This window comes from Photobacterium sp. OFAV2-7, assembly GCF_022347985.1.
Lineage (GTDB): Bacteria > Pseudomonadota > Gammaproteobacteria > Enterobacterales > Vibrionaceae > Photobacterium.
Map to the genome: position 1 here is coordinate 1 of NZ_JAKRFQ010000004.1, position 21,716 is coordinate 21,716.

17 protein-coding genes and 2 pseudogenes are annotated in these 21,716 nt (G+C 51.1%); 5 read left to right on the forward strand and 14 right to left on the reverse strand.

Annotation, left to right across the window (positions count from 1 at the left end):
• The 3 genes and pseudogenes from MHN01_RS00960 to MHN01_RS00970 all read right to left on the reverse strand — a co-directional run.
• A pseudogene (locus MHN01_RS00960) lies at window positions 1-2,154 on the reverse strand (hypothetical protein); the annotation flags it as partial.
• A 122-nt stretch (window positions 2,155-2,276) separates the two neighbouring features.
• Entirely contained in the window at window positions 2,277-2,654 is a 378-nt protein-coding gene (locus tag MHN01_RS00965) for a hypothetical protein (protein WP_239409628.1), read from the reverse strand.
• A 230-nt stretch (window positions 2,655-2,884) separates the two neighbouring features.
• Window positions 2,885-3,823: pseudogene (locus MHN01_RS00970) on the reverse strand (YifB family Mg chelatase-like AAA ATPase); the annotation flags it as partial.
• Between the two features lie 412 nt (window positions 3,824-4,235).
• Between MHN01_RS00970 and ilvG the strand changes: the two are divergent.
• From ilvG to ilvA, 5 genes are read left to right on the forward strand one after another with little or no spacing between them, the layout of a single operon-like run.
• Window positions 4,236-5,882 carry an acetolactate synthase 2 catalytic subunit gene (ilvG, locus tag MHN01_RS00975; protein ID WP_239409629.1) on the forward strand — a complete coding sequence of 549 codons (1,647 nt, stop codon included), beginning with the start codon at window positions 4,236-4,238 and terminating at the stop codon, window positions 5,880-5,882.
• Complete coding sequence (ilvM, locus tag MHN01_RS00980; RefSeq protein ID WP_239409630.1) at window positions 5,882-6,130, forward strand: acetolactate synthase 2 small subunit; 249 nt, start codon at window positions 5,882-5,884, stop codon at window positions 6,128-6,130. The genes ilvG and ilvM overlap by 1 nt, the downstream gene beginning before the upstream one ends.
• A 20-nt stretch (window positions 6,131-6,150) precedes the next feature.
• Window positions 6,151-7,092 carry a branched-chain amino acid transaminase gene (locus MHN01_RS00985; protein ID WP_239409631.1) on the forward strand — a complete coding sequence of 314 codons (942 nt, stop codon included), beginning with the start codon at window positions 6,151-6,153 and terminating at the stop codon, window positions 7,090-7,092.
• A gap of 60 nt (window positions 7,093-7,152) precedes the next feature.
• On the forward strand, window positions 7,153-8,994 hold the full coding sequence (ilvD, locus tag MHN01_RS00990; RefSeq protein ID WP_239409632.1) for a dihydroxy-acid dehydratase: 1,842 nt from the start codon (window positions 7,153-7,155) through the stop codon (window positions 8,992-8,994).
• 4 nt (window positions 8,995-8,998) lie between these two features.
• Window positions 8,999-10,552 (forward strand): threonine ammonia-lyase, biosynthetic, encoded by a 1,554-nt coding sequence (gene ilvA / locus MHN01_RS00995; protein WP_239409633.1) that lies wholly within the window; start codon window positions 8,999-9,001, stop codon window positions 10,550-10,552.
• A 61-nt stretch (window positions 10,553-10,613) separates the two neighbouring features.
• On the opposite strand, the gene MHN01_RS01000 is transcribed toward ilvA, so the two are convergent.
• The 11 genes from MHN01_RS01000 to atpF all read right to left on the reverse strand — a co-directional run bounded on the left by MHN01_RS01000 (window position 10,614) and on the right by atpF (window position 21,695).
• Window positions 10,614-10,973: a helix-turn-helix transcriptional regulator gene (locus tag MHN01_RS01000; RefSeq protein ID WP_239409634.1), complete on the reverse strand. Its 360-nt coding sequence runs from the start codon at window positions 10,971-10,973 to the stop codon at window positions 10,614-10,616.
• Between the two features lie 249 nt (window positions 10,974-11,222).
• On the reverse strand, window positions 11,223-11,600 hold the full coding sequence (locus tag MHN01_RS01005; protein WP_075762005.1) for a helix-turn-helix transcriptional regulator: 378 nt from the start codon (window positions 11,598-11,600) through the stop codon (window positions 11,223-11,225).
• Between the two features lie 296 nt (window positions 11,601-11,896).
• Window positions 11,897-13,732 carry a glutamine--fructose-6-phosphate transaminase (isomerizing) gene (gene glmS, locus MHN01_RS01010; RefSeq protein ID WP_239409635.1) on the reverse strand — a complete coding sequence of 612 codons (1,836 nt, stop codon included), beginning with the start codon at window positions 13,730-13,732 and terminating at the stop codon, window positions 11,897-11,899.
• A gap of 20 nt (window positions 13,733-13,752) precedes the next feature.
• Window positions 13,753-14,520, reverse strand: a complete 768-nt coding sequence (locus MHN01_RS01015) for a DeoR/GlpR family DNA-binding transcription regulator (RefSeq protein ID WP_239409636.1) — start codon at window positions 14,518-14,520, stop codon at window positions 13,753-13,755.
• Between the two features lie 194 nt (window positions 14,521-14,714).
• On the reverse strand, window positions 14,715-16,076 hold the full coding sequence (gene glmU / locus MHN01_RS01020; RefSeq protein WP_239409637.1) for a bifunctional UDP-N-acetylglucosamine diphosphorylase/glucosamine-1-phosphate N-acetyltransferase GlmU: 1,362 nt from the start codon (window positions 16,074-16,076) through the stop codon (window positions 14,715-14,717).
• Window positions 16,077-16,326: 250 nt separating this feature from the next.
• Window positions 16,327-16,749, reverse strand: a complete 423-nt coding sequence (locus MHN01_RS01025) for a F0F1 ATP synthase subunit epsilon (RefSeq protein ID WP_239409638.1) — start codon at window positions 16,747-16,749, stop codon at window positions 16,327-16,329.
• A gap of 17 nt (window positions 16,750-16,766) precedes the next feature.
• A complete protein-coding gene (atpD, locus tag MHN01_RS01030) occupies window positions 16,767-18,173 on the reverse strand; it encodes a F0F1 ATP synthase subunit beta (protein ID WP_239409639.1) in 1,407 nt (468 codons plus the stop codon).
• A 32-nt stretch (window positions 18,174-18,205) separates the two neighbouring features.
• Complete coding sequence (gene atpG / locus MHN01_RS01035) at window positions 18,206-19,072, reverse strand: F0F1 ATP synthase subunit gamma (protein ID WP_239409640.1); 867 nt, start codon at window positions 19,070-19,072, stop codon at window positions 18,206-18,208.
• Window positions 19,073-19,116: 44 nt separating this feature from the next.
• On the reverse strand, window positions 19,117-20,658 hold the full coding sequence (gene atpA / locus MHN01_RS01040; protein ID WP_239409641.1) for a F0F1 ATP synthase subunit alpha: 1,542 nt from the start codon (window positions 20,656-20,658) through the stop codon (window positions 19,117-19,119).
• 16 nt (window positions 20,659-20,674) lie between these two features.
• Window positions 20,675-21,208, reverse strand: a complete 534-nt coding sequence (atpH, locus tag MHN01_RS01045) for a F0F1 ATP synthase subunit delta (protein ID WP_239409642.1) — start codon at window positions 21,206-21,208, stop codon at window positions 20,675-20,677.
• A 16-nt stretch (window positions 21,209-21,224) separates the two neighbouring features.
• Window positions 21,225-21,695, reverse strand: coding sequence for a F0F1 ATP synthase subunit B (gene atpF / locus MHN01_RS01050; RefSeq protein ID WP_239409643.1), 471 nt, complete (start codon window positions 21,693-21,695; stop codon window positions 21,225-21,227).
• Window positions 21,696-21,716 lie beyond the last annotated feature (21 nt).

Below are 21,716 nucleotides of genomic sequence, written 5' to 3' on the forward strand. Positions count from 1 at the left end.
CATTATCTCTTCGCCAGTTGCATTCTCTGGCAAGTTTAGTATGTGAAACACTTCATTTTCATCATTGTCCATGATCTTTGAGGCGATGTGATATACAGCAAATATAGGAGGCAATTTATCAACAAGCGTGCAAAGCTTCACAGGTAGTAGCATTGCATCCCCAACTTTAGCTGCATCCAATTTGGTAGCGACTACGCCCCCAGTTTCTATCAAATACTGGGGGCAGCTTTTAACAAATAACTTAGGCACCGCTATCTTGATATGTGATTGATAGTTTTCTTTAAAATGAAATGCGCTTCGATACTTACCCGAATCCATAGGCCAATCTTGCTCGTTAAAGTTTTGGTTCGCATTCATAATGATATTGAAGAAGTACTTGGCATTAGAATGCGGATCAGCACAAAACCAATCGATCATTTTTTCTGCAACGTCTTTAATTCGATGCGAATGGTAGGAAATTAGACGCCATGAATAAGTACCAAAGTACTCGTCGAAAATTGTTGGTGGCAATTCATTCGTTAGTTCATGAGCTTTCTCAGGGTTTTCTTGAAAAACAGTTTCTAAATACTGCCCCCATAGATAGACGAGATTTCGTTTTTCATGTGCCTCCAATTCAGCCTTATCTTGGTATTGGTCTATATTCTTACGAAGTAGCGACGCGGCGAGTTCATAGTTTTTATCTTTGTTTGCAAGCAGAGAGTACAGTGTCATCACTTCTTCTCGTTGCTTTTCTTCCTCAGTCAACGTGTCCAAGCGCTTGCTAACGGTACTGTACTGTCTAGCTTGGTGCAGAATATTTAGAAATGAGAAATAAGGTTCTGATAGCCACGGAAGGTGGTCACCAAACGCAACTTGATAGAGTCGTACAGCCAGTTCAGAATACCCGTGCAGTGCCAACTCGAGTGCCACGGTGTTAACATACGAAACAGCTAAATTTGAGCTTGCAAACGTGTTCTCTATTATTTCTTCTATTTGCCTGTGGGGAAATTCTTGTGCTGGAATAATAGGGCAACTGATAGCAACTAGTGCCATAAGGTTCGCTTTGGCACTCATCGACTCCTGCTCAGCCAAGCTACCTAAAGTACCAATGATTAAGTCGGTGTCGCCACTTTCGTATAACAACTTACATGCAGGAAGGTTGCAAAAATCCGTCTTAGTTTGGTTTATTAACTCTAGTGCGATTTCTTCTGGCTCCAATACTTTTAGGCCATCAAATTCCTTGAGTTTTGTTTGTGTAAGAATTGACTGTAACTCTTCGTTGTCGAAATAGTTCTTCGCTTCCAGATGTTCTTTGTTACTGGAAAGACAGTCGCTAATAATGAAACAGGAGTATTGAGTAAAGCAAAATAGCTGAGTGAGGATATTCAACAGTTTAAAATCTGGCACTTCACTGGACGTAATCAACTCAATGAGAGAGTCTCGCAGATGGTCAAATTTAGACTTTTCATCGGAGCTAAGGCAATAATAGTCCTTATTAATTAGAGTGTTTGCATTGACGCACTCTAAAATCACCGTTTCACGCTTAAAATCTGCTAGGGGCTTTAACGCCCGTAACTGTTCGAGAATGCTATTGGACTCGGCTATCATTGATAGCTCCAGTGTTTTCTCAAATAAAGCGCTTAAGATGAAATCAGACAACTCATCTTTGCGTTCTACAAGCCCGCACACATAGTCTCTTGTTGCTAACCTCTGTAAAAACACATATTGAGGAATTGTCAGCTCAGGACGCGATAGAAAGTACTTCTGAGCCGCATCAACACCATTTCTCATATCGATAAGCTTCAGTACCGCTGCTTCAGCGAGCTCTTTTGCAAATGAAGATAATTCTTGGTTTTGTGAGTAACCTTCAACGAGCCGCTCGTCTTCTCTTTGAGTATCTTCACTCAATAATATTCTAAGAGAGGCGATTGCAAGTAGCGCTTCATCGTCTAAAACTTTAAGTTCACTTAGTAGGCTAAGTCTAGCCAGTGCACTGGTTTTCTTGTTTTCCCGAAAGTCTTGGAGAGCTTCGACGAGAGGGCGACTAATTGTGTTCAGTGTAACCGTATCGGTGATTTGCATCTGAAGAGTTTGTATGAATACATCTGCATTGACGATCTTATCGCCGCCAAATGCATCACCATTACCGTGACTGGTTATGTTATAGGTGTTCATTGATACCTCGTGGAGCATACTCTTTTTCTGCGGTTCTGACTGTACTAGTAAGACGCTATAAGAAGGCTTTATAATTGCCCCAGCCAAGGGGCTGGGGTAGGCTTGTGCGTGAAATACTGGGGTTAATTATCGCCGGCGTCGCTCTTATGCTCCATCACTTTATCACCGTTGATTTTATCACCCATAACTTTATCACCGTAGAACGCATCACCGCTGCCATGTGCGTTAATATTGATAACGGTCTGTGGTTTATCGTTCAATTGAGTGATTACTTCTTGAAGAACTCTAGATGACTCGATCAGAGCCGTTAACTCTTCTTTTGAACCAGCATTCTTATATTCTTGTTTAGATAACTCTTCAGCTATGACTCCAGCAACCCTGTCTTCAATATTAACGACATTCTCTAATCCTGCTTTGATATAACCAGCTGTGAGCTTTATTGGCGAAGATACCAAGTCATACAACGCGCCGCCAAGTAGAGCACCACTTACAAAATCCATAATGAATCCTTAAGCAACATATTAGGGAGGGACATTATACTTCTTCTATATCTCCCTAAAAGTGTAAAGAATTTTAGATACCAAAAATCAATGTTTACTGTGAAGTCGGTAGGTAAAATTGTTTTTTTTACAAAAATCCTTTATTTGTAATGGTTCTTTTTTTGGGGATATTGCAGCAATAGCAGTACAGGACTGACTTAGTCACTCACTCACGCACATCTAACTCAAAATTTTCTTGCATATAAAGACATCTCATCCAAGAACAAGATCCCGTTATGGGCCAGAGAGATTTCACCCGGCCTCGGCACCGAGCCGCCACCGACCAGCGCAGCCATCGAGCTGGAATGGTGCGGAGTCCGAAACGGCCGGGTGCGCCAGTTACCCTCATGCAATGCCTGCTGGGTCAGCGATGCCACCGCCGCAGTTTCCAGCGCCTCATCGACCGTCATCTCCGGCAGCAAGTCACACAGCCGAGAAGCCAGCATCGTTTTGCCGGTACCGGGAGGACCGAGAAACAGCAGATTATGGCCTCCGGCGGCAGCAATCTCCAGCGCCCGCTTGCCCTGTTGCTGGCCGATGATATCTTGCATGTCACGGCCGGAAGAGATCGGCGCTGGCGCATTTTTCGCCTCGCTGCGAACGCGCAGTTCCAGCTGGTGCTGCCCGCATAACTGCCCGCAGACGGCCAGCAGATCCGGTGCCGATTTATGAATATCTTTACCCACCAGGGCTACCTGCTCCCCGTTGCTGTCGGGCACCACCAGGCAACGGCCAGCCTGCTTTGCCGCCAGCGCCGCGGGCAAGGTTCCCTTGACATGACGCAGCTCGCCAGAAAGCGCCAACTCGCCTAAAAACTCATAACTTTGTAGGCTATCTGCCGGTATTTGCTCAGAAGCGGCCAAGATCCCCAAGGCTATCGGCAAGTCAAAACGCCCGCCTTCCTTAGGCAGATCGGCCGGTGCCAGATTCACCGTAATACGCCGGGAGGGAAACTCGAAATTGGCATTCACAATCGCACTACGGACCCGGTCTCGGGCTTCCTTGACTGTCGTTTCCGGCAACCCGACCAAAGTCAGTGCCGGCATCCCGTTACTGATATGCACTTCAACCGTTACTGGCGGTGCATCAACACCGACGCAGGCGCGGCTATGAACAATCGCAAGAGTCATGATCTATTCCCCGGTGAAATATCACCCACTTAAGTTAATAAAAATCAGTAATTCCGTTTCACAAATAGCCTATTTATGCACAAAGATTGCTAATTAATTTTCACTTTTTACTTGTCATGCGACAGATGTCTGTGTTACCACTTAGAAAGAGCAACAAATAAACAATAAAACTGGACAGACAGTAGATGCCATTTAACGCCAACGCTATCGCACTCATTCTCATCGTCATCGTGGTGATTATTTCACCGCGAGAGGGGCTGGCAGGCGTAAAGTAGCAACAAACACAACAAACGCAGAAAGCCCCCGCACCGAACGGTCCGGGGGCTTTTTTTTAGACATTGGATGTAATTATGCTGGAAATACCACCAATACAGCTTTCAGCAACACACGAGCAAGGAAAAGGGGAGCAGCGATGACGGGAGCAGAGTTAGTTGTTAATGCGCTGCAGCAGCAGGGGATATCCACGGTCTTCGGATATCCGGGCGGGGCTATCATGCCCATCTATGACGCGCTCTACGACGGCGGGGTCGAGCACATCCTCTGCCGTCACGAGCAAGGTGCCGCCATGGCAGCTATCGGCATGGCCAGAGCCACCCAGGATGTCGCCGTCTGCATGGCCACCTCCGGCCCGGGGGCGACCAACCTGGTCACCGGCCTGGCGGATGCCTTTCTTGACTCCATCCCGCTGGTGGCCATCACCGGACAGGTAGCCAGCTCACACATAGGCACCGATGCGTTCCAGGAAATGGATGTCATCGGCATGTCACTGTCCTGTACTAAGCACAGCTACCTGGTTACCGATATCCACGAGCTTGCTCCGACGCTGGCCGAGGCTTTCGAAGTCGCCAAAAGCGGCCGCCCCGGTCCGGTCATTGTCGATATCGCCAAAGATGTCCAGCTCGCCCAGGCACCGGTAGAAACCCTACCGCCCTTTACGCCACCGGCCATCCCGGTAGCCTCCAATGAGTGCCTCGCCAATGCCCAACGCATTTTGTCGCAAAGCCAGCGCCCGGTGCTCTATGTCGGCGGCGGGGTACAGCTGGCCAAGGCGACCCAGACCATTCGCACTTTCCTGAAGATGAATCCGATGCCTTCGGTAAGTACGCTGAAAGGGCTCGGCACCATCGAGCGCCACGATCCTCACTACCTGGGCATGCTTGGTATGCACGGCACCAAAGCCGCCAACCTGGTAGTACAGGAGTCGGATCTGCTAATCGTAGTCGGTGCCCGCTTTGACGATCGGGTGACAGGCAAGCTGGATACCTTTGCTCCCCACGCCAAGGTCATTCACCTGGATATCGATGCGGCCGAGTTTAGCAAGCTACGTCACGCCCATGCTCCGCTTCGAGGCGATATCAATGTGATCCTGCCGCAGCTAGAGCTCTCCCAGGATATTACGCCTTGGGTAGAGCGCAGTGAGAGCCTGCGTTCCGAATTCAAGTGGCGCTATAACCATCCCGGTGATCTCATCTACGCACCGCTGCTGTTAAAGCAGCTATCGGACATGATGCCCGACAGTGCGATGGTCTCGACCGATGTCGGCCAGCACCAGATGTGGGCAGCGCAGCACGTCCAGCCTCGCGAGCCGCAAAACTACATTACCTCGGCCGGACTGGGGACTATGGGCTTCGGCCTGCCCGCAGCCATGGGCGCCAAAGTAGCCAGACCGGACGACGAGTCGATCCTGATCTCGGGCGACGGCTCCTTCATGATGAACGTCCAGGAGCTCGGCACTCTCAAGCGCAGGCAAATTCCCGTCAAGATGGTTCTGATCAACAACCAGCGCCTGGGCATGGTTCGACAGTGGCAGTCACTATTCTTTGACGGCCGCCACAGCGAAACCATCCTCGATGACAACCCGGACTTCGTCACCCTGGCCAGTGCATTTGGTATTCCGGGCAAAACCATTACCACCAAAGCCGAGGTCGAACCGGCTTTGAAAGAAATGCTGGAGAGTGAAACGTCATACCTGCTTCACGTTCTGATCTCCGAAGAAGAAAATGTGTGGCCTCTCGTTCCGCCCGGCGCTGCAAACCAAGATATGCTGGAGAATACTTAATGGATAGATATTTACTCGACATCAAAGCGGATGATAAGCCAGTATTATTAGAGCGCGTCCTTCGCGTCATTCGTCACCGTGGCTTTATCATCAAGCAAGTTATGGCGACACAAAACCATGAAAGTAAGATAGCCAGTGTAGAAATAATCGTAGACAGTGACCGGCCCATCAGCACGCTTATCAACCAAATAGAAAAGCTATGGGATATCCGCACTGTCAAGACAACAATATTGGATCAGCGTGATTAGCGCATAAGGAAGGATACAAGATGGCAAACACAGCAGATTATATTTGGTTCAATGGTGAGCTCGTTCCGTGGCAAGATGCCAAGGTACACGTACTCACCCACGCAATGCATTATGGGACCTCTGTTTTTGAAGGGATCCGCTGCTACGATACGCCAAGCGGCCCAGTCGTATTTCGCCACCAGGAACACATGCAACGCCTGAAGGATTCGGCGAAGATTTACCGTTTTCCTATTCCCTATTCCGTCGACGAGCTGATGGCAGCCTGCCGCCAGACCCTGCGCGAGAACAAGCTGACGTCGGCCTATATTCGCCCACTCGGTTACGTGCCGAATGTCGGCCTTGGTGTCTGCCCGCCACCGGAAACCGAGATGGACTTGATCATCGCCGCATTCTCATGGGGCACCTATCTGGGTGAAGATGCCCTGGCCAACGGCGTCGATGCCATGATTTCCAGCTGGAACCGTGCCGCGCCAAACACCATCCCAACCGCGGCCAAGGCCGGGGGTAACTACCTGTCTTCATTGCTGGTCGGCGGCGAGGCACGACGCCACGGTTATGCCGAGGGTATCGCTCTGAGCGTTGACGGTTACCTGTCTGAAGGGGCCGGCGAGAATATCTTTGTAGTTCGCAACGGGGTGATTTCTACGCCACCGGCAACCAGTGCCATTTTGCCGGGAATCACCCGTGACTCGATAATGACGCTGGCCAAAGAGCTCGGCTACGAGATCCGCGAAGAAAATATCGCCCGCGAGGCACTGTATCTGGCCGATGAGGTGTTTATGACAGGTACCGCTGCTGAAATCGTACCGGTGCGCAGCGTTGACCAGATCACCGTCGGTGAAGGACGACGCGGTCCGGTGACCGAAAAAATCCAGTCGACCTTCTTTGGCCTGTTCAATGGCCAGACCGAAGACAAATGGGGCTGGTTGGATCCGGTCTACCCAGAATCAGCAGATAAATAAGTTAACTCACATAGCTGCCCGGTCCTTCCTCCGGGCGGCTAGAAAAAGGAATTTGTAGTTATGCCTAAGTACCGTTCAGCCACCACGACCCACGGCCGCAATATGGCCGGCGCCCGCGCTCTATGGCGTGCAACCGGTGTAAAAGATGAGGATTTTGGTAAACCCATAATCGCGGTGGTGAACTCGTTTACCCAGTTTGTGCCGGGTCACGTCCACCTCAAAGACATGGGACAACTAGTAGCCGGCGAGATCGAAAAAGCCGGTGGGATCGCCAAAGAATTTAACACCATCGCCGTCGATGACGGTATCGCGATGGGTCACGGCGGCATGCTGTACTCCCTGCCATCACGCGAGCTGATCGCCGACTCAGTCGAATACATGGTCAACGCCCACTGCGCCGATGCGATGGTGTGTATCTCCAACTGCGACAAAATCACCCCGGGAATGCTGATGGCCGCGCTGCGGATCAATATTCCGGTGATCTTTGTGTCGGGCGGGCCGATGGAAGCAGGTAAGACCAAGCTGTCTGATCAGATCCTCAAACTCGATCTGGTCGACGCGATGATCCAGGGTGCCGATCCGACGGTGTCCGACGAGCAGAGCGAACAAATCGAGCGCTCGGCCTGTCCGACCTGTGGCTCCTGCTCGGGCATGTTCACCGCCAACTCGATGAACTGCCTCACTGAAGCACTTGGTTTAAGCCAGCCGGGCAACGGCTCAATGCTGGCCACCCATGCCGACCGCGAACAACTATTCACCAATGCCGGTAAACGCATCGTCGATCTGACCCGCCGCTACTACGAGAAGGATGATGCCAGCGCGCTGCCGCGCAGCATTGCCACCAAGAAAGCCTTCGAGAATGCCATGGCACTGGATATCGCCATGGGCGGCTCGACCAATACGGTATTGCACCTGCTGGCAGCCGCGCAGGAAGGCGAGGTCGACTTTACCATGGAAGACATCGACCGGATGTCGCGTCTGGTACCGCATCTGTGCAAGGTCGCACCGTCAACCCAGCAATACCATATGGAAGACGTTCACCGTGCCGGCGGCGTCTACGGTATCCTGGGCGAGCTCAACCGAGCAGGCCTACTGCACAGCGACTGCTATAACGTACTAGGGCAAACCTTCGCCGACTCACTGGCCCATTTTGATATAGCCGTAACGGAGTCGCCGGAAGTCAAAGATTTTTATCGTGCCGGCCCTGCCGGTATCCGTACCACCAAGGCGTTCTCGCAAGACTGCCGCTGGGACAGCGTCGATGACGACCGTGAGAACGGCTGTATCCGCAGCAAAGAACACGCCTTCAGCCAGGACGGCGGATTGGCAGTGCTATCAGGCAACATGGCCGTTGACGGCTGTATCGTCAAAACCGCCGGTGTTGACGAAAGCTGCCTGACCTTCCGCGGCCCGGCAGTAGTCTTCGAAAGCCAGGATACCGCGGTCGAGGGGATCCTCGGCGGTAAGGTGAAAGCGGGTGATGTGGTTGTTATCCGCTATGAGGGACCCAAAGGCGGACCGGGCATGCAGGAAATGCTGTATCCGACCACCTACCTCAAATCCATGGGTCTGGGCAAAGAGTGCGCCCTGATCACTGACGGCCGTTTTTCTGGCGGCACCAGTGGCCTGTCAATCGGTCACGTCTCTCCAGAAGCGGCAAGCGGCGGGACCATTGGCCTGATAAAAGACGGCGATATCATCGATATCGACATTCCAAACCGCAGTATCGAGCTTGTGGTCGAGGAACAGGAGCTGGCTCAGCGCCGTGCAGCGAACGATCAACAGGGCTGGCAACCGGCTGACCGTCAGCGCGAAGTGTCTTACGCGCTACGCGCCTATGCACTGCTTGCCACCAGCGCCGACAAAGGGGCTGTCCGAGATAAAACCAAGCTGGAAGGATAGAATGATGAGCGAAGTGAAACAGGCCGGGGATGTAGCGCTACCAAGCGGAGCCGACTACCTTCGCGATATTCTTCGGGCACCGGTCTACGAGGTGGCACAAGTCACCCCGTTGCAGACCATGAGCCGCCTGGCCGCAAGGCTGGGCAACAGCGTTCAGCTTAAGCGGGAGGACCGCCAGCCGGTCCACTCGTTCAAGTTGCGCGGTGCCTATACCATGATGGCCCAGCTTACCGAGGCACAGCGTCAGGCCGGGGTCATTGCCGCCTCGGCGGGCAACCACGCCCAGGGGCTGGCGTTGTCGGGCAAGCAGCTCGGGGTCAGTACCACTATCGTCATGCCGCGTACCACACCGGATATCAAGGTGGATGCGGTCAGAAGCTTTGGCGGCAAGGTCGTCCTGCACGGCGGCAACTTCGACGAGGCCAAGGCCCATGCCGAGGCACTGGCAGCCCAGCATAGCTATACCTTCATTCCGCCGTTCGATCACCCAGCAGTTATTGCCGGACAGGGCACGATAGGCATTGAGCTGGTCCAGCAAAACGGCCATCTCAACTATGTCTTTGTGCCGGTGGGTGGCGGTGGCCTGGCTGCTGGGGTGTCAGTGCTGCTCAAGCAGCTGATGCCGGAAATCAAGGTTATCGGCGTTGAGGCAGAAGACTCAGCCTGCCTCAAGGCGGCACTTGATGCCGGTGAGCCGGTCACGCTGGATCAGGTCGGCATGTTTGCCGACGGTGTCGCGGTAAAACGGATTGGGGAAGAAACCTTCCGCCTTTGTCAGCAATATATCGATGATGTGATCACAGTGACCAGTGACGAGATCTGCTCGGCTGTCAAAGACATCTTCGAAGATACCCGTGCTATTGCCGAACCATCCGGGGCTCTGTCGCTGGCCGGGCTGAAAAAGTATGCCGAAGAACACCAACTGCAAGATCAGCAGCTGGCCGCCATTCTATCGGGGGCCAACCTGAACTTTCATGGCCTGCGTTATGTATCTGAGCGTTGTGAGCTGGGTGAGAAACGTGAAGGCCTGCTGGCCGTTACGATCCCCGAGCGACCGGGGGCGTTTCTGGACTTCTGCCATATTATCGGCGGACGGGCAGTGACGGAGTTTAACTACCGCTACAACGACGATGCACTGGCCAATGTCTTTGTCGGTGTCCGCTTGCTGCAGGGACAGGAAGAGCTGGATAGCATCATTCACGATCTGCGCAAGGGCGGCTATCCGGTGGTTGATTTGTCTGACGATGAAATGGCCAAGGTGCATGTCCGTTACATGATCGGTGGCCGACCGTCGAAACCACTGAAAGAGCGGCTGTACAGCTTTGAGTTTCCGGAATACCCGGGAGCACTGCTGAAGTTTTTGAATACGCTCGGTACACACTGGAACATCAGTTTGTTCAACTACCGCAACCATGGTGCCGACTACGGCCGGGTATTATGCGGGTTCGAACTGGAAGATCATGATTTGCTGTCATTCACCAGCCATCTCCGTGAGCTGGGGTACCAGTGGAAGGATGAAACGGATAACCCTGCCTATAAGTTCTTCCTGGCGCAGTAACGCCATATGTAACTCACTAAAATAGCAGCCTTCGGGCTGCTTTTTACTCAGTGTCGACGACTTATTTCACAGAATCCAAATGCTCGATATAGCTACTTATCATGCCTATCTGGTGGGCAATGAGCTTGGTTTTCAGCGGCTCCGGCACCTTGTCTAACAATTCGATCAACTGTTGGCTCTGAGTGTGTCGATGTATAGACTGCGGGATCGTCTCCTCTTCAATAAACCAGGTCAATGGTCGCCCGGTGATCTCCGCAATCTTCATCAGGGTTGTTATCCTTGGCTCGGTTTTCCCCGACTCAAGGTCAAGGTACGTTTGCCTTGCAATATCAAGGCGCTTTGCCATTGCAACTTGCGAAATCTCTTTCCACTCTCTGGCATCTCGAACTCGCGCCGCAATGTGTGGTTTTGAGCTTTGCATTTAGCCACCATCTGTTAATTATGTCCCTAACTAACCTTCCTCTCAGACAAAGACAACAAGTTGTAATTGCAGGAAAAAGTGTCAAAGAACGGGAAATTATCTAACAGAATTGCATAAGTTCACTACAGATCTAGCGAAACTGTGAGCCTATACGTTTAATGTCGAGCAAAGCAGACAACTTGAATCACCAATGTAAAACATTGTATACATACAAAAAGCATCGTAATTAAATGCGTATTGATATGGGATTTATTTGTCTTTCTGAGTCAGTGCCCGGGTGTATTCCGCCATAAAGCCGGCCAGGTTAATACTCTGCTGCAAAATAACATTTCTGGCCGAGTGGGGGAGGCGGCTAAAGTATTGCAATAGACGATCGATTTCCTCTTTGTATTCGCTTTCCAAGATTTCTATCCCTTCGTCACCGTAAACAAACCAGGTCAGGGGTCGCTCGGTGATTTCCGAAATCTCAGACAACAGCCTGACTTTGGGTTCGGTCTTTCCGGTTTCCAAATCGAGATAGGTCTGGCGAGCGACACGCAACTGCTGCGCCATATGGACCTGAGTAAGCCCTTTCCACTCACGCGCTTCCTTAATTCGCGCCGCGATTTTCGCTTTGGGATCTGTCATGTCTAACCTCCAATACAGAATTAAATGAATACTGCCCAGCTTTCAATCCTAGGGGTGCATAACATAAGCCAACTTTTCAACAAGAAACAAAAAGATTAAAAATCAAATACTTAAAGATATTATTATTGATGAGATTCTTATTATGAGTTGCAGTTCGTCACTATGCAGATCTTTTTTCCTATTTCGCAATAAAACTAGTCAATCTTGTCTAGAGAGTAGCTTCTCCCATGCTCAAAAACGAGAAAAGGCGCCAAAGTTGGCGCCTTTTCTCATTATTGAGACTCTCGAAAAGTCAGTTATTCAACCGTCACAGCTTTCGCCAGGTTACGCGGCTGATCCACATCGGTTCCCTTGATCAACGCGACATGGTACGACAGCAACTGCATTGGTACTGTGTAGAAAATAGGGGCAATCACTTCATCGACACGAGGCATGGTAATGATCTTCATCCCGTCAACCTCTTCGAAGCCTGCCTCGCTGTCAGCGAAGACATACAGCAAGCCGCCACGAGCACGTACTTCCTCGATATTCGACTTCAGCTTCTCAAGCAAGTCATTGGTTGGTGCCACGACGATAACCGGCATATCAGCATCAATCAGTGCCAACGGACCGTGTTTTAGCTCACCTGCCGCATAGGCCTCTGCGTGAATGTAAGAGATCTCCTTAAGCTTCAGTGACGCTTCCATGGCAATCGGGTAAAACTCACCGCGACCAAGGAACAGGGCATGGTGCTTGTCGGCAAAATCTTCGGCCAGCTGCTCGATTGGCTTGTCGAATGCCAGTGCTTTTTCAACCTGGGTCGGTAGCGAATGCAGAGAATCGACGATCGCTTTCTCTTTGGCCGTATCAATCAGGCCTTTCTCTTTACCCAGAGCCGTCACAAACATCAGCAGCGTTACCAGCTGGGTAGTAAATGCCTTGGTCGATGCCACACCGATTTCTGTACCGGCACGGGTCATGAAGGCCAGATCGGATTCACGAACCAATGATGAGCCAGCAACGTTACAGATGGTCATTGCAGCCATGTAGCCTTTCTCTTTGGCCAAACGGAGGGCAGCCAACGTATCGGCAGTCTCGCCTGACTGGGACAGAGTGATCAGCAGGCTATTCGGACGGGTCACAAACTTGCGGTAACGGAACTCTGAGGCAATCTCGACATCACAGCTAACACCGGCCATCGCCTCGAACCAGTAGCGGGCAACCATACCGGCATTGTAGGAAGTACCACAGGCGACAATCTGCACATGCTCGACATTTTCCAGAATATCGGTCGCACCGTTGCCAATGCTTTCAACAATCACAGAACCACTTCCGATACGGCCTTCCATGGTGTTGATCAGCGCACTTGGCTGCTCATAAATTTCTTTTTGCATGTAGTGACGGTACTGACCCTTGTCAGCGGCATCCTGCTGCAGGTTAGATTCGTGTACCTCGCGAGTGGCCGGCTGGCCGTCAACATCAAAGATATTCACTTCGCGGCGGGTGATTTCAGCCACATCGCCTTCTTCAAGGAACATAAAGCGACGGGTTACATTCAGCAGCGCCAACTGATCTGAGGCCAGGAAGTTCTCGCCGACACCCAAGCCAATGACCAGCGGGCTACCAGAACGCGCAACCACAACACGCTCTGGATCGCGGCGATCCATCACAACCGTCCCGTAGGCACCTTCAAGCTGAGCCGCTGTTTTCTGTACCGCTTCAAGCAAAGTAGCAGCTGTGCGCAGCTCCCACTCAACCAAGTGAGCAATCACTTCGGTGTCAGTCTGCGAAACAAATACGTAGCCGCGCTCGGTCAATAACTCGCGCAGTTCTTCATGGTTTTCAATGATCCCGTTATGGACCAGCGCAATGTTGTCACCTGACATATGCGGGTGGGCATTAGCCTCTGACGGCTCGCCATGCGTTGCCCAGCGCGTATGGGCAATACCGGTTCCACCTACAAGCGGTGCCTGCTCGACAGCATCAGCCAGCTCCTGCACTTTACCCAGGCGGCGGACGCGGGTTAGGTTACTCTCGCTATCAATCACCGCCACACCGGCAGAGTCATAGCCACGGTATTCCAGACGACGCAGACCTTCGACAAGAATTTCAGCTACATCACGCTGTGCTACTGCACCAACAATCCCACACATAATCGTTTCTCTCTAAAAGTTTATTCCGATGCTGTACAGATCACCTGTACACCATGCTGTTCAATCTGTTGTTTCGCTTCGTCACTCAAGCCGTCATCGGTAATCAAGGTACTGATATTCGACCAGGGAAGCTCAAGGTTGGGGATCTTGCGTCCAACCTTGCTAGATTCGACCATCACCACGACCTCGCGTGACACCTCGGCCATCACTCGGCTCAGTCCGATCAGTTCATTAAACGTCGTTGTACCGCGTGCAATATCAATACCGTCAGCGCCGATAAACAGCTGATCAAAGTCGTAGGAGCGCAACACTGACTCCGCGACCTGGCCTTGAAACGCTTCCGAATGCGGATCCCAGGTACCGCCGGTCATTAGCAAAGTCGGCTCGTCCTCTAGCTCATTCAAGGCATTGGCGACGCTCAGTGAGTTAGTCATTACTATCAGCCCCTGCTTGCCCCCCAGCAAGCCAATCAGGCCCGCCGTGGTACTACCGCTGTCGATGATGACCCGGTTATGGTCACGGATCCGCTCAGCCGCCGCTTTGGCAATCGCTAACTTACGAACCGAAACATTTTCTTCTACCTCACTGACCATTTCGGTCGGCATCGCAATCGCACCGCCATAACGGCGCAGCAATAAGCCGTTCTTTTCCAGGGCGGCAAGGTCTTTTCGAATGGTGACTTCCGAGGTGGCAAAAAACTTCGCCAGCTTATCAACGCTGACTTCACCCGCTTCATTGACCATGGAGACAATGGCATGACGGCGCTGCTGGGTATTTCGCTTCGACATAAATTACGAACTGACACTTTAAAGTTTCGATTTGAAAGAAATGGTAGCAGATCAAAACTTTCCTGATCAAGAATGTGCAATTAATTTTTTATAAAAAAGAAGAAGAGGGAAGAGGGAAGAGGGAAGTAAAATAACCACTCTGGCACAAAAAAGGCAAGGATAACCCTTGCCTTTCTTAGCATAAGAAACAGCCGTTATTTTTGTTTCACCGGGCGTTTCCAGCCTTTGATGGTACGGGCTGGGGCGCGAGTAATGACTAACTCACCTTCACCGATATCCCGGTTGATTGTCGCGCCTGCACCGATGGTCGCTCCCTTGGCCACTTTAACCGGGGCAATCAGCTGGGTATCAGAACCAATAAAGACATCATCTGCAATCTCAGTCTTGAACTTATTGGCGCCGTCATAGTTACAGGTAATGGTACCGGCACCGATATTAACCCGGTCGCCAATCTCGGCATCGCCCAGATAGGTCAGGTGGTTGGCTTTGGAGCCCTTGCCCAGACGCGCCTTCTTCATTTCGACAAAGTTGCCGACATGCGAGTCACCGACCAGCTCGGCTCCAGGTCGCAGGCGAGTAAACGGTCCTACGGTACAATCTTCACCGACCGTCGCACCTTCAATCACGCTATACGGACGGACAAGCGTGTTGTCATCTATCTCACAGTCTTTCAGAACACAGCCAGCGCCGATAACCACGTTATCACCCAGCGACACTGAGCCCTCGATGATGACATTGACGTCAATCTCGACATCCGTGCCGCACTGCAGCTCACCGCGCAAGTCAAAGCGGCTTGGGTCACGCAACATTACACCTTGCTCGAGCAAGCGTTCTGCCTGCATCTCTTGATAAGCCCGCTCCAGTTTTGCCAGTTGAATACGGTTATTCACCCCTTCCACTTCGATAGCTTTCTCCGGGTGTACTGCCTCGACGGCACGGCCTTCATTGTGGGCCATCGCAATAATGTCGGTCAGGTAGTACTCGCCCTGGGCGTTATCGTTTTTAAGCGCTGCCAGCCAGCGCTTGAGATCGCCGCCGTTGGCAACCATCACCCCAGTGTTAATCTCTTTGATCAACTTCTGCTCTTCGGACGCATCTTTCTGCTCGACAATCGCCACCACAGGGCCGTTGCGACGGACGATGCGGCCATAGCCAGTCGGATCGTCAAGTACCACCGTCAGCAGGGCAATACCGCCCTCTGGCTGGGCATCAAGAAGGTTTTCCAATGTCTGGCCACTGATCAGCGGCACATCACCATAGAGGATCAGCACTTTCTCGTCATCGGCTAGATCCGGGCAGGCCTGGTTAACCGCGTGCCCCGTCCCCAGCTGCTCAGCCTGCAGTACCCAGTTTACCGGCTCTTCAGCCAGGGCAGCCTTCATCTGCTCACCGCCGTGGCCATAGACCAGGTGGATATTTTCTGCACCCAGGCCGTCACAAGTATCGATGACATGCTTGGCCATCGGCTTGCCCGCCAGCTTATGCAGCACCTTAGGTAAGTTCGAGTACATGCGGGTTCCTTTACCCGCCGCCAGGATCACAGCACTGAAGCTCATGATAGATAATCCTTCTTGATGCATATTCAATTTTAAACTTCCCGCATTGTATCGGTTCACCCAGGAAGGTTTAAGAAAAATAGATTTTTTTTTGCGAGTAATAACCGTATATCGCCTGCAAATGCAACAAAACACACGGCGTACAGCAAACAATGATATAACTATCAGGTACTCTTAGACGGCCAGCACCGTCAGGCAGCAGACATAAAAAAAGCGACCCTAGGGTCGCTTTTTTGCGTCATGCGCCTGATTAACGCGCTTTTTTCGTCAGCTCGATAACTCGAAGCTGAGCGATCGCTTTAGCCAGGTCACTGGCCGCCTGAGCAAAGTCGATATCGCCATGCTGGTTGTGGATATGCTCCTCAGCCTGACGTTTCGCTTCTTCCGCCTTAGCAGCGTCCAAATCTTCACCACGGATTGCGGTGTCAGCCAGTACAGTTACTGTACCTGGCTGAACTTCCAGCATGCCGCCGGAAAGATAGATAATCTCTTCCTCGCCATGCTGTTTAACGATTCGAACCATTCCCGGCGTTATAGCGGTCAGCAGCTGCACGTGTCCTGCGTGAATACCCAGTTCACCTTCGCTACCGGTCACCTGGATGTTTTCAGCACGGCCAGAGAACAGTTTTTTCTCTGCGCTTACTACGTCCAGGTGGAAGGTTATCGCTGCCATGTCGCCTCCTACTTAGCTTAAAGCTTCTTAGCGTTTTCCAATACGTCTTCGATCGCGCCGCAGTACATGAATGCCTGCTCTGGGATGTCATCGTATTCGCCAGCTAGAAGACCTTTGAAACTACGTAGCGTGTCTTTCAGTGCTACGTAGATACCAGGGTCACCAGTGAAGACTTCAGCAACGTGGTAAGGCTGAGTTAGGAAACGCTCAATCTTACGGGCACGGGATACAGCTTGCTTATCTTCTTCAGATAGCTCGTCCATACCCAGGATTGCAATGATATCTTTCAGCTCTTTATAGCGCTGCAGAATGCTCTGTACACCACGAGCGATGTCATAGTGCTCCTGACCAACCACTAGCGGATCAAGCATACGCGATGTTGAATCCAGTGGGTCGATCGCCGGGTATAGACCTAGCGATGCAATCTGACGAGAAAGTACAACTGTCGCATCCAAGTGGGCAAACGTTGTTGCCGGAGATGGATCCGTCAAGTCATCCGCAGGTACGTATACTGCCTGAACAGAGGTGATAGAACCGCTCTTCGTTGACGTGATACGCTCCTGAAGTACACCCATCTCTTCTGCAAGAGTTGGCTGATAACCTACCGCAGACGGCATACGGCCAAGAAGTGCCGATACCTCTGTACCCGCAAGGGTATAACGGTAGATGTTATCGATAAACAGCAGTACGTCACGACCTTCGTCACGGAAACGCTCTGCCATTGTCAGGCCAGTCAGGGCAACACGTAGACGGTTACCTGGTGGCTCGTTCATCTGACCGTAAACCATTGCTACTTTAGACTCTTCAGGATTTTCGACGTTAACAACGCCTGCTTCCTGCATCTCGTAGTAGAAATCGTTACCTTCACGAGTACGCTCACCAACACCGGCGAATACTGACAGACCAGAGTGCTGTAGTGCGATGTTGTTGATAAGCTCCATCATGTTAACGGTCTTACCTACACCCGCACCACCGAACAGGCCGATTTTACCACCCTTGGCGAATGGACAAATCAGGTCGATAACCTTAACACCTGTTTCCAGTAGCTCAGTCACGTTAGACTGTTCTTCGTAGCTTGGTGCTTCACGGTGAATCGCGTAACGCTCTTGCTCGCCGATCTCACCACACTCATCAATTGGCTGGCCCAGAACGTTCATGATACGTCCTAGGGTTGCATTACCAACTGGAACCTCAATTGGGCGGCCTGTATTTTCAACAGACAGACCACGACGCAAGCCATCAGAACTACCCATTGCGATACCACGTACAACACCGCCACCTAGCTGCTGCTGAACTTCAAGAACTAGCGTGCCGTTCTCTTTAGCATCAACGTGTAGGGCGTCGTATACCTGTGGTACAGAGTCCTGCGGAAACTCTACGTCGACTACCGCACCGATGATCTGTACGATCTTACCTGTAGCCATCGTTAATCCTCTAAACTTATTAATTCTTTGCCTTAAACAGCTGATGCACCAGAAACGATTTCTGACAGTTCTTGTGTAATCGCCGCCTGACGGGCTTTGTTGTACACAAGCTGTAGATCGTCAATCAAGTTTCCTGCATTATCTGTTGCTGCTTTCATCGCAACCATACGGGCCGCTTGCTCACTGGCAAGGTTCTCGACCACCCCCTGGTAAACCTGTGATTCGACATAGCGAACCAGTAGGGTATCCAGCAGGGCTTTCGGCTCGGGCTCATAAATGTAGTCCCAAGAGTGGTTGCGCTGCATTTCTTCGTCTTCTGACTTAGGCAAAGGCAGCAATTGATCGATAACTGGTTCCTGAACCATGGTATTAACAAACTTGTTGTAAACCAGGTACAGGCGATCCAATTGGCCTTCATCATATTTCTTCAGCATTACGCCAACAGTACCAATCAGCTCTTCGACGGATGGGTTATCACCCAAACCAGAGACCTGAGCGATAACGTTACCGCCGTAGCTGTTAAAGAACGCCGTAGCCTTCGCGCCAACAAGCGCCAAGTCAATTTCAGCTCCTTTATCTGACCAGCCTTGAATGTCAGTCATGGCTTGCTTGAACAGGTTAATGTTCAAACCACCACACAGACCGCGGTCAGTAGAAACAATGATGTAACCCACGCGCTTGGCTTCACGCTCTTCGAGATAAGGATGCTTATACTCAAGGCTGCCAAGGGCGATATGACCGATCACTTTGCGCATAGTTTGTGCGTATGGACGTGATGATTCCATGGCATCTTGCGTTTTACGCATTTTAGATGCTGCAACCATCTCCATCGCTTTTGTGATCTTCTGAGTGTTTTTAACACTACCGATCTTGTTACGAATCTCTTTTGCGCCGGCCATCGTTACTCTCCGTTAGTAGGTGATCGCAAGCGATCACCAACCAATTACCAAGTCTGGGTCGCTTTGAAATCTTCAACCAGTTTTACAAACTGAGCTTCGATTTCACCATTCCAAGCACCCGTTTCATCAACCTGAGATACTAACTCAGCGTATTGAGCTTTGGCATATGAAAGCAACGCATCTTCAAAATCAGCCAGCTTGTTCAGCTCGACATCATTCAAGTAGCCTTTTTCTGCAGCAAAGATAACCACAGCCTGCTCGAACACAGACATAGGTGCATATTGCTTCTGCTTCATCAGCTCAGTTACTTTCTGACCGTGATCAAGCTGCTTCTTGGTTGCTTCATCAAGATCTGACGAGAACTGGGCAAACGCCGCTAGTTCACGGTACTGTGCCAGTGCAGTACGGATACCGCCAGACAGTTTCTTGATGATCTTGGTCTGCGCAGAACCACCTACACGCGATACAGAGATACCTGGGTCAACCGCTGGACGAATACCGGCGTTGAACAGCTCTGTCTGCAGGAAGATCTGACCATCAGTGATCGAGATAACGTTGGTCGGTACGAATGCTGATACGTCGCCCGCTTGCGTTTCGATAATCGGAAGCGCAGTTAGGGAACCAGTACGGCCTTTCACTTCACCGTTAGTGAACTTCTCTACGTAGTTCTCGTTTACACGTGCAGCACGCTCTAGTAGACGAGAGTGGAGGTAGAAAACATCACCTGGGAATGCTTCACGGCCAGGTGGGCGCTTAAGCAGTAGTGAGATCTGACGGTAGGCAACAGCCTGCTTAGACAGGTCATCGTATACGATCAGTGCATCTTCACCTCGGTCACGGAAGTATTCACCCATTGCACAACCTGAGTATGGTGCCAGGTATTGCAGTGCCGCCGCTTCAGAAGCTGATGCAACAACAACAATCGTGTTAGACAGTGCACTATGCTCTTCCAGTTTGCGAACTACGTTAGCGATAGTTGACGCTTTCTGGCCGATAGCTACATAAACAGAGTAAATACCAGAGTTTTTCTGGTTGATGATCGCATCGATCGCCATCGCTGTTTTACCAGTCTGGCGGTCACCGATGATCAGCTCACGCTGGCCACGGCCAATTGGGATCATTGAGTCAACTGCCTTATAACCAGTCTGTACAGGCTGATCAACAGATTGACGATCGATAACGCCAGGTGCAATCACTTCAACAGGAGAGAATGTCTCTGTTTCGATTGGACCTTTACCATCGATTGGCTCACCCAGGGTGTTTACTACACGGCCTAGTAGAGCCGGGCCTACTGGTACTTCAAGGATACGACCAGTACCCGTTACTTTCATGCCTTCCTGAAGGTCAGCATATGGGCCCATTACAACCGCACCAACCGAGTCACGCTCAAGGTTAAGTGCCAGTGCAAAACGGCCACCTGGTAATTCAATCATTTCACCTTGCATTACGTCTGCAAGGCCATGGATACGAATGATACCGTCGCTTACCGATACGATAGTACCTTCGTTACGCGCTTCACTTACAACGTCGAACTTTTCGATACGCTGTTTGATCAGTGCGCTAATTTCCGTGGAATTAAGTTGCATGCTCCAATTCCCCAAATCAAGACTGCAAAGTATCGCTCAGGCGGTTTAGTTTTCCGCGTACTGAGTTATCGATGACCAAGTCTCCAGCTCTAATCACAACCCCGGCTATCAGGGTCTCGTCTACACTGCAATTCAGCTTAACCTTACGGTCCAGGCGTTCTTCCAGCTTCGCGCTGATCGCGTCAAGTTGGCTATCGTCCAGAGTAACCGCCGAGGTTACTTCCGCATCGATAGTCTTCTCATGTTCGTTTTTCAGGAACAGGAACTCGTCGCAGACATCAGGGAGCGCTTTCAGGCGTCCGTTTTCAGCCATCACCTTAAGAAGGTTCTGGCCAGACTCGTTGAGTTGCTCGCCGCAAACCGAAATAAAGATTTCGGTCAGCTTGTCGGCAGCATAACCGCTGTCCAGGATATCCTGGATAGTCTCATTATTGGCTACCTCGGCAGCAAAGGTGAGCATTTCAGCCCACTGGGCCAGCTCACCTTTCTCAACCGCAAGATCAAAAGCTGCTTTAGCGTAGGGGCGTGCGATAGTAGTCATATCAGACATGTGCTTGCCCCTTTAATTACAGTTCTGCAGTGACTTTGTTAAGAAGATCAGCATGCGCATCCTTATCGATAGAACGCTCGATGATTTTCTCAGCACCAATCACAGCTAGAGTTGCAACTTGTTTGCGTAGATCATCACGTGCGCGGTTACGTTCGGCTTCGATCTCAGCAAGACCTTGGGCCAGAATTTTGTCACGCTCAGCCAGGGCTTCAGCCTTCGCTTCGTCGATGATTTGAGCTTTGCGCTTGTTCGCTTGCTCTACAAGTTCAGTTGCAGTTTGTTTCGCTTCTTTTAGTTGCTCAGAAGCATTTGCCTGCGCTAGGTTCAGGTCTTTGGCAGCGCGATCCGCGGCTGCCAAACCGTCAGCAATTTTCTTCTGACGATCTTCAATCGCTTCCATAATTGGTGGCCATACATATTTCATGCAGAACACCACAAATAGGAAAAACGCGATAGCCTGACCCAGCAAGGTTGCATTCATATTCACAACGCATCTCCTTAAAAAGGG

What these genes read in the sequence shown, in the direction of transcription:
- ilvD (WP_239409632.1), top strand. Translation starts at nt 7,153, where the DNA reads ATGCCTAAGTACCGTTCAGCCACCACGACCCACGGCCGCAATATGGCC.
- atpG (WP_239409640.1), bottom strand. Translation starts at nt 19,072, where the DNA reads ATGGCCGGCGCAAAAGAGATTCGTAACAAGATCGGTAGTGTTAAAAAC.
- ilvA (WP_239409633.1), top strand. Translation starts at nt 8,999, where the DNA reads ATGAGCGAAGTGAAACAGGCCGGGGATGTAGCGCTACCAAGCGGAGCC.
- ilvM (WP_239409630.1), top strand. Translation starts at nt 5,882, where the DNA reads ATGGATAGATATTTACTCGACATCAAAGCGGATGATAAGCCAGTATTA.
- ilvG (WP_239409629.1), top strand. Translation starts at nt 4,236, where the DNA reads ATGACGGGAGCAGAGTTAGTTGTTAATGCGCTGCAGCAGCAGGGGATA.
- atpD (WP_239409639.1), bottom strand. Translation starts at nt 18,173, where the DNA reads ATGGCTACAGGTAAGATCGTACAGATCATCGGTGCGGTAGTCGACGTA.
- glmS (WP_239409635.1), bottom strand. Translation starts at nt 13,732, where the DNA reads ATGTGTGGGATTGTTGGTGCAGTAGCACAGCGTGATGTAGCTGAAATT.
- atpA (WP_239409641.1), bottom strand. Translation starts at nt 20,658, where the DNA reads ATGCAACTTAATTCCACGGAAATTAGCGCACTGATCAAACAGCGTATC.
- MHN01_RS01005 (WP_075762005.1), bottom strand. Translation starts at nt 11,600, where the DNA reads ATGACAGATCCCAAAGCGAAAATCGCGGCGCGAATTAAGGAAGCGCGT.
- atpH (WP_239409642.1), bottom strand. Translation starts at nt 21,208, where the DNA reads ATGTCTGATATGACTACTATCGCACGCCCCTACGCTAAAGCAGCTTTT.
- MHN01_RS01015 (WP_239409636.1), bottom strand. Translation starts at nt 14,520, where the DNA reads ATGTCGAAGCGAAATACCCAGCAGCGCCGTCATGCCATTGTCTCCATG.
- MHN01_RS01000 (WP_239409634.1), bottom strand. Translation starts at nt 10,973, where the DNA reads ATGCAAAGCTCAAAACCACACATTGCGGCGCGAGTTCGAGATGCCAGA.
- glmU (WP_239409637.1), bottom strand. Translation starts at nt 16,076, where the DNA reads ATGAGCTTCAGTGCTGTGATCCTGGCGGCGGGTAAAGGAACCCGCATG.
- MHN01_RS00965 (WP_239409628.1), bottom strand. Translation starts at nt 2,654, where the DNA reads ATGGATTTTGTAAGTGGTGCTCTACTTGGCGGCGCGTTGTATGACTTG.
- MHN01_RS01025 (WP_239409638.1), bottom strand. Translation starts at nt 16,749, where the DNA reads ATGGCAGCGATAACCTTCCACCTGGACGTAGTAAGCGCAGAGAAAAAA.
- MHN01_RS00985 (WP_239409631.1), top strand. Translation starts at nt 6,151, where the DNA reads ATGGCAAACACAGCAGATTATATTTGGTTCAATGGTGAGCTCGTTCCG.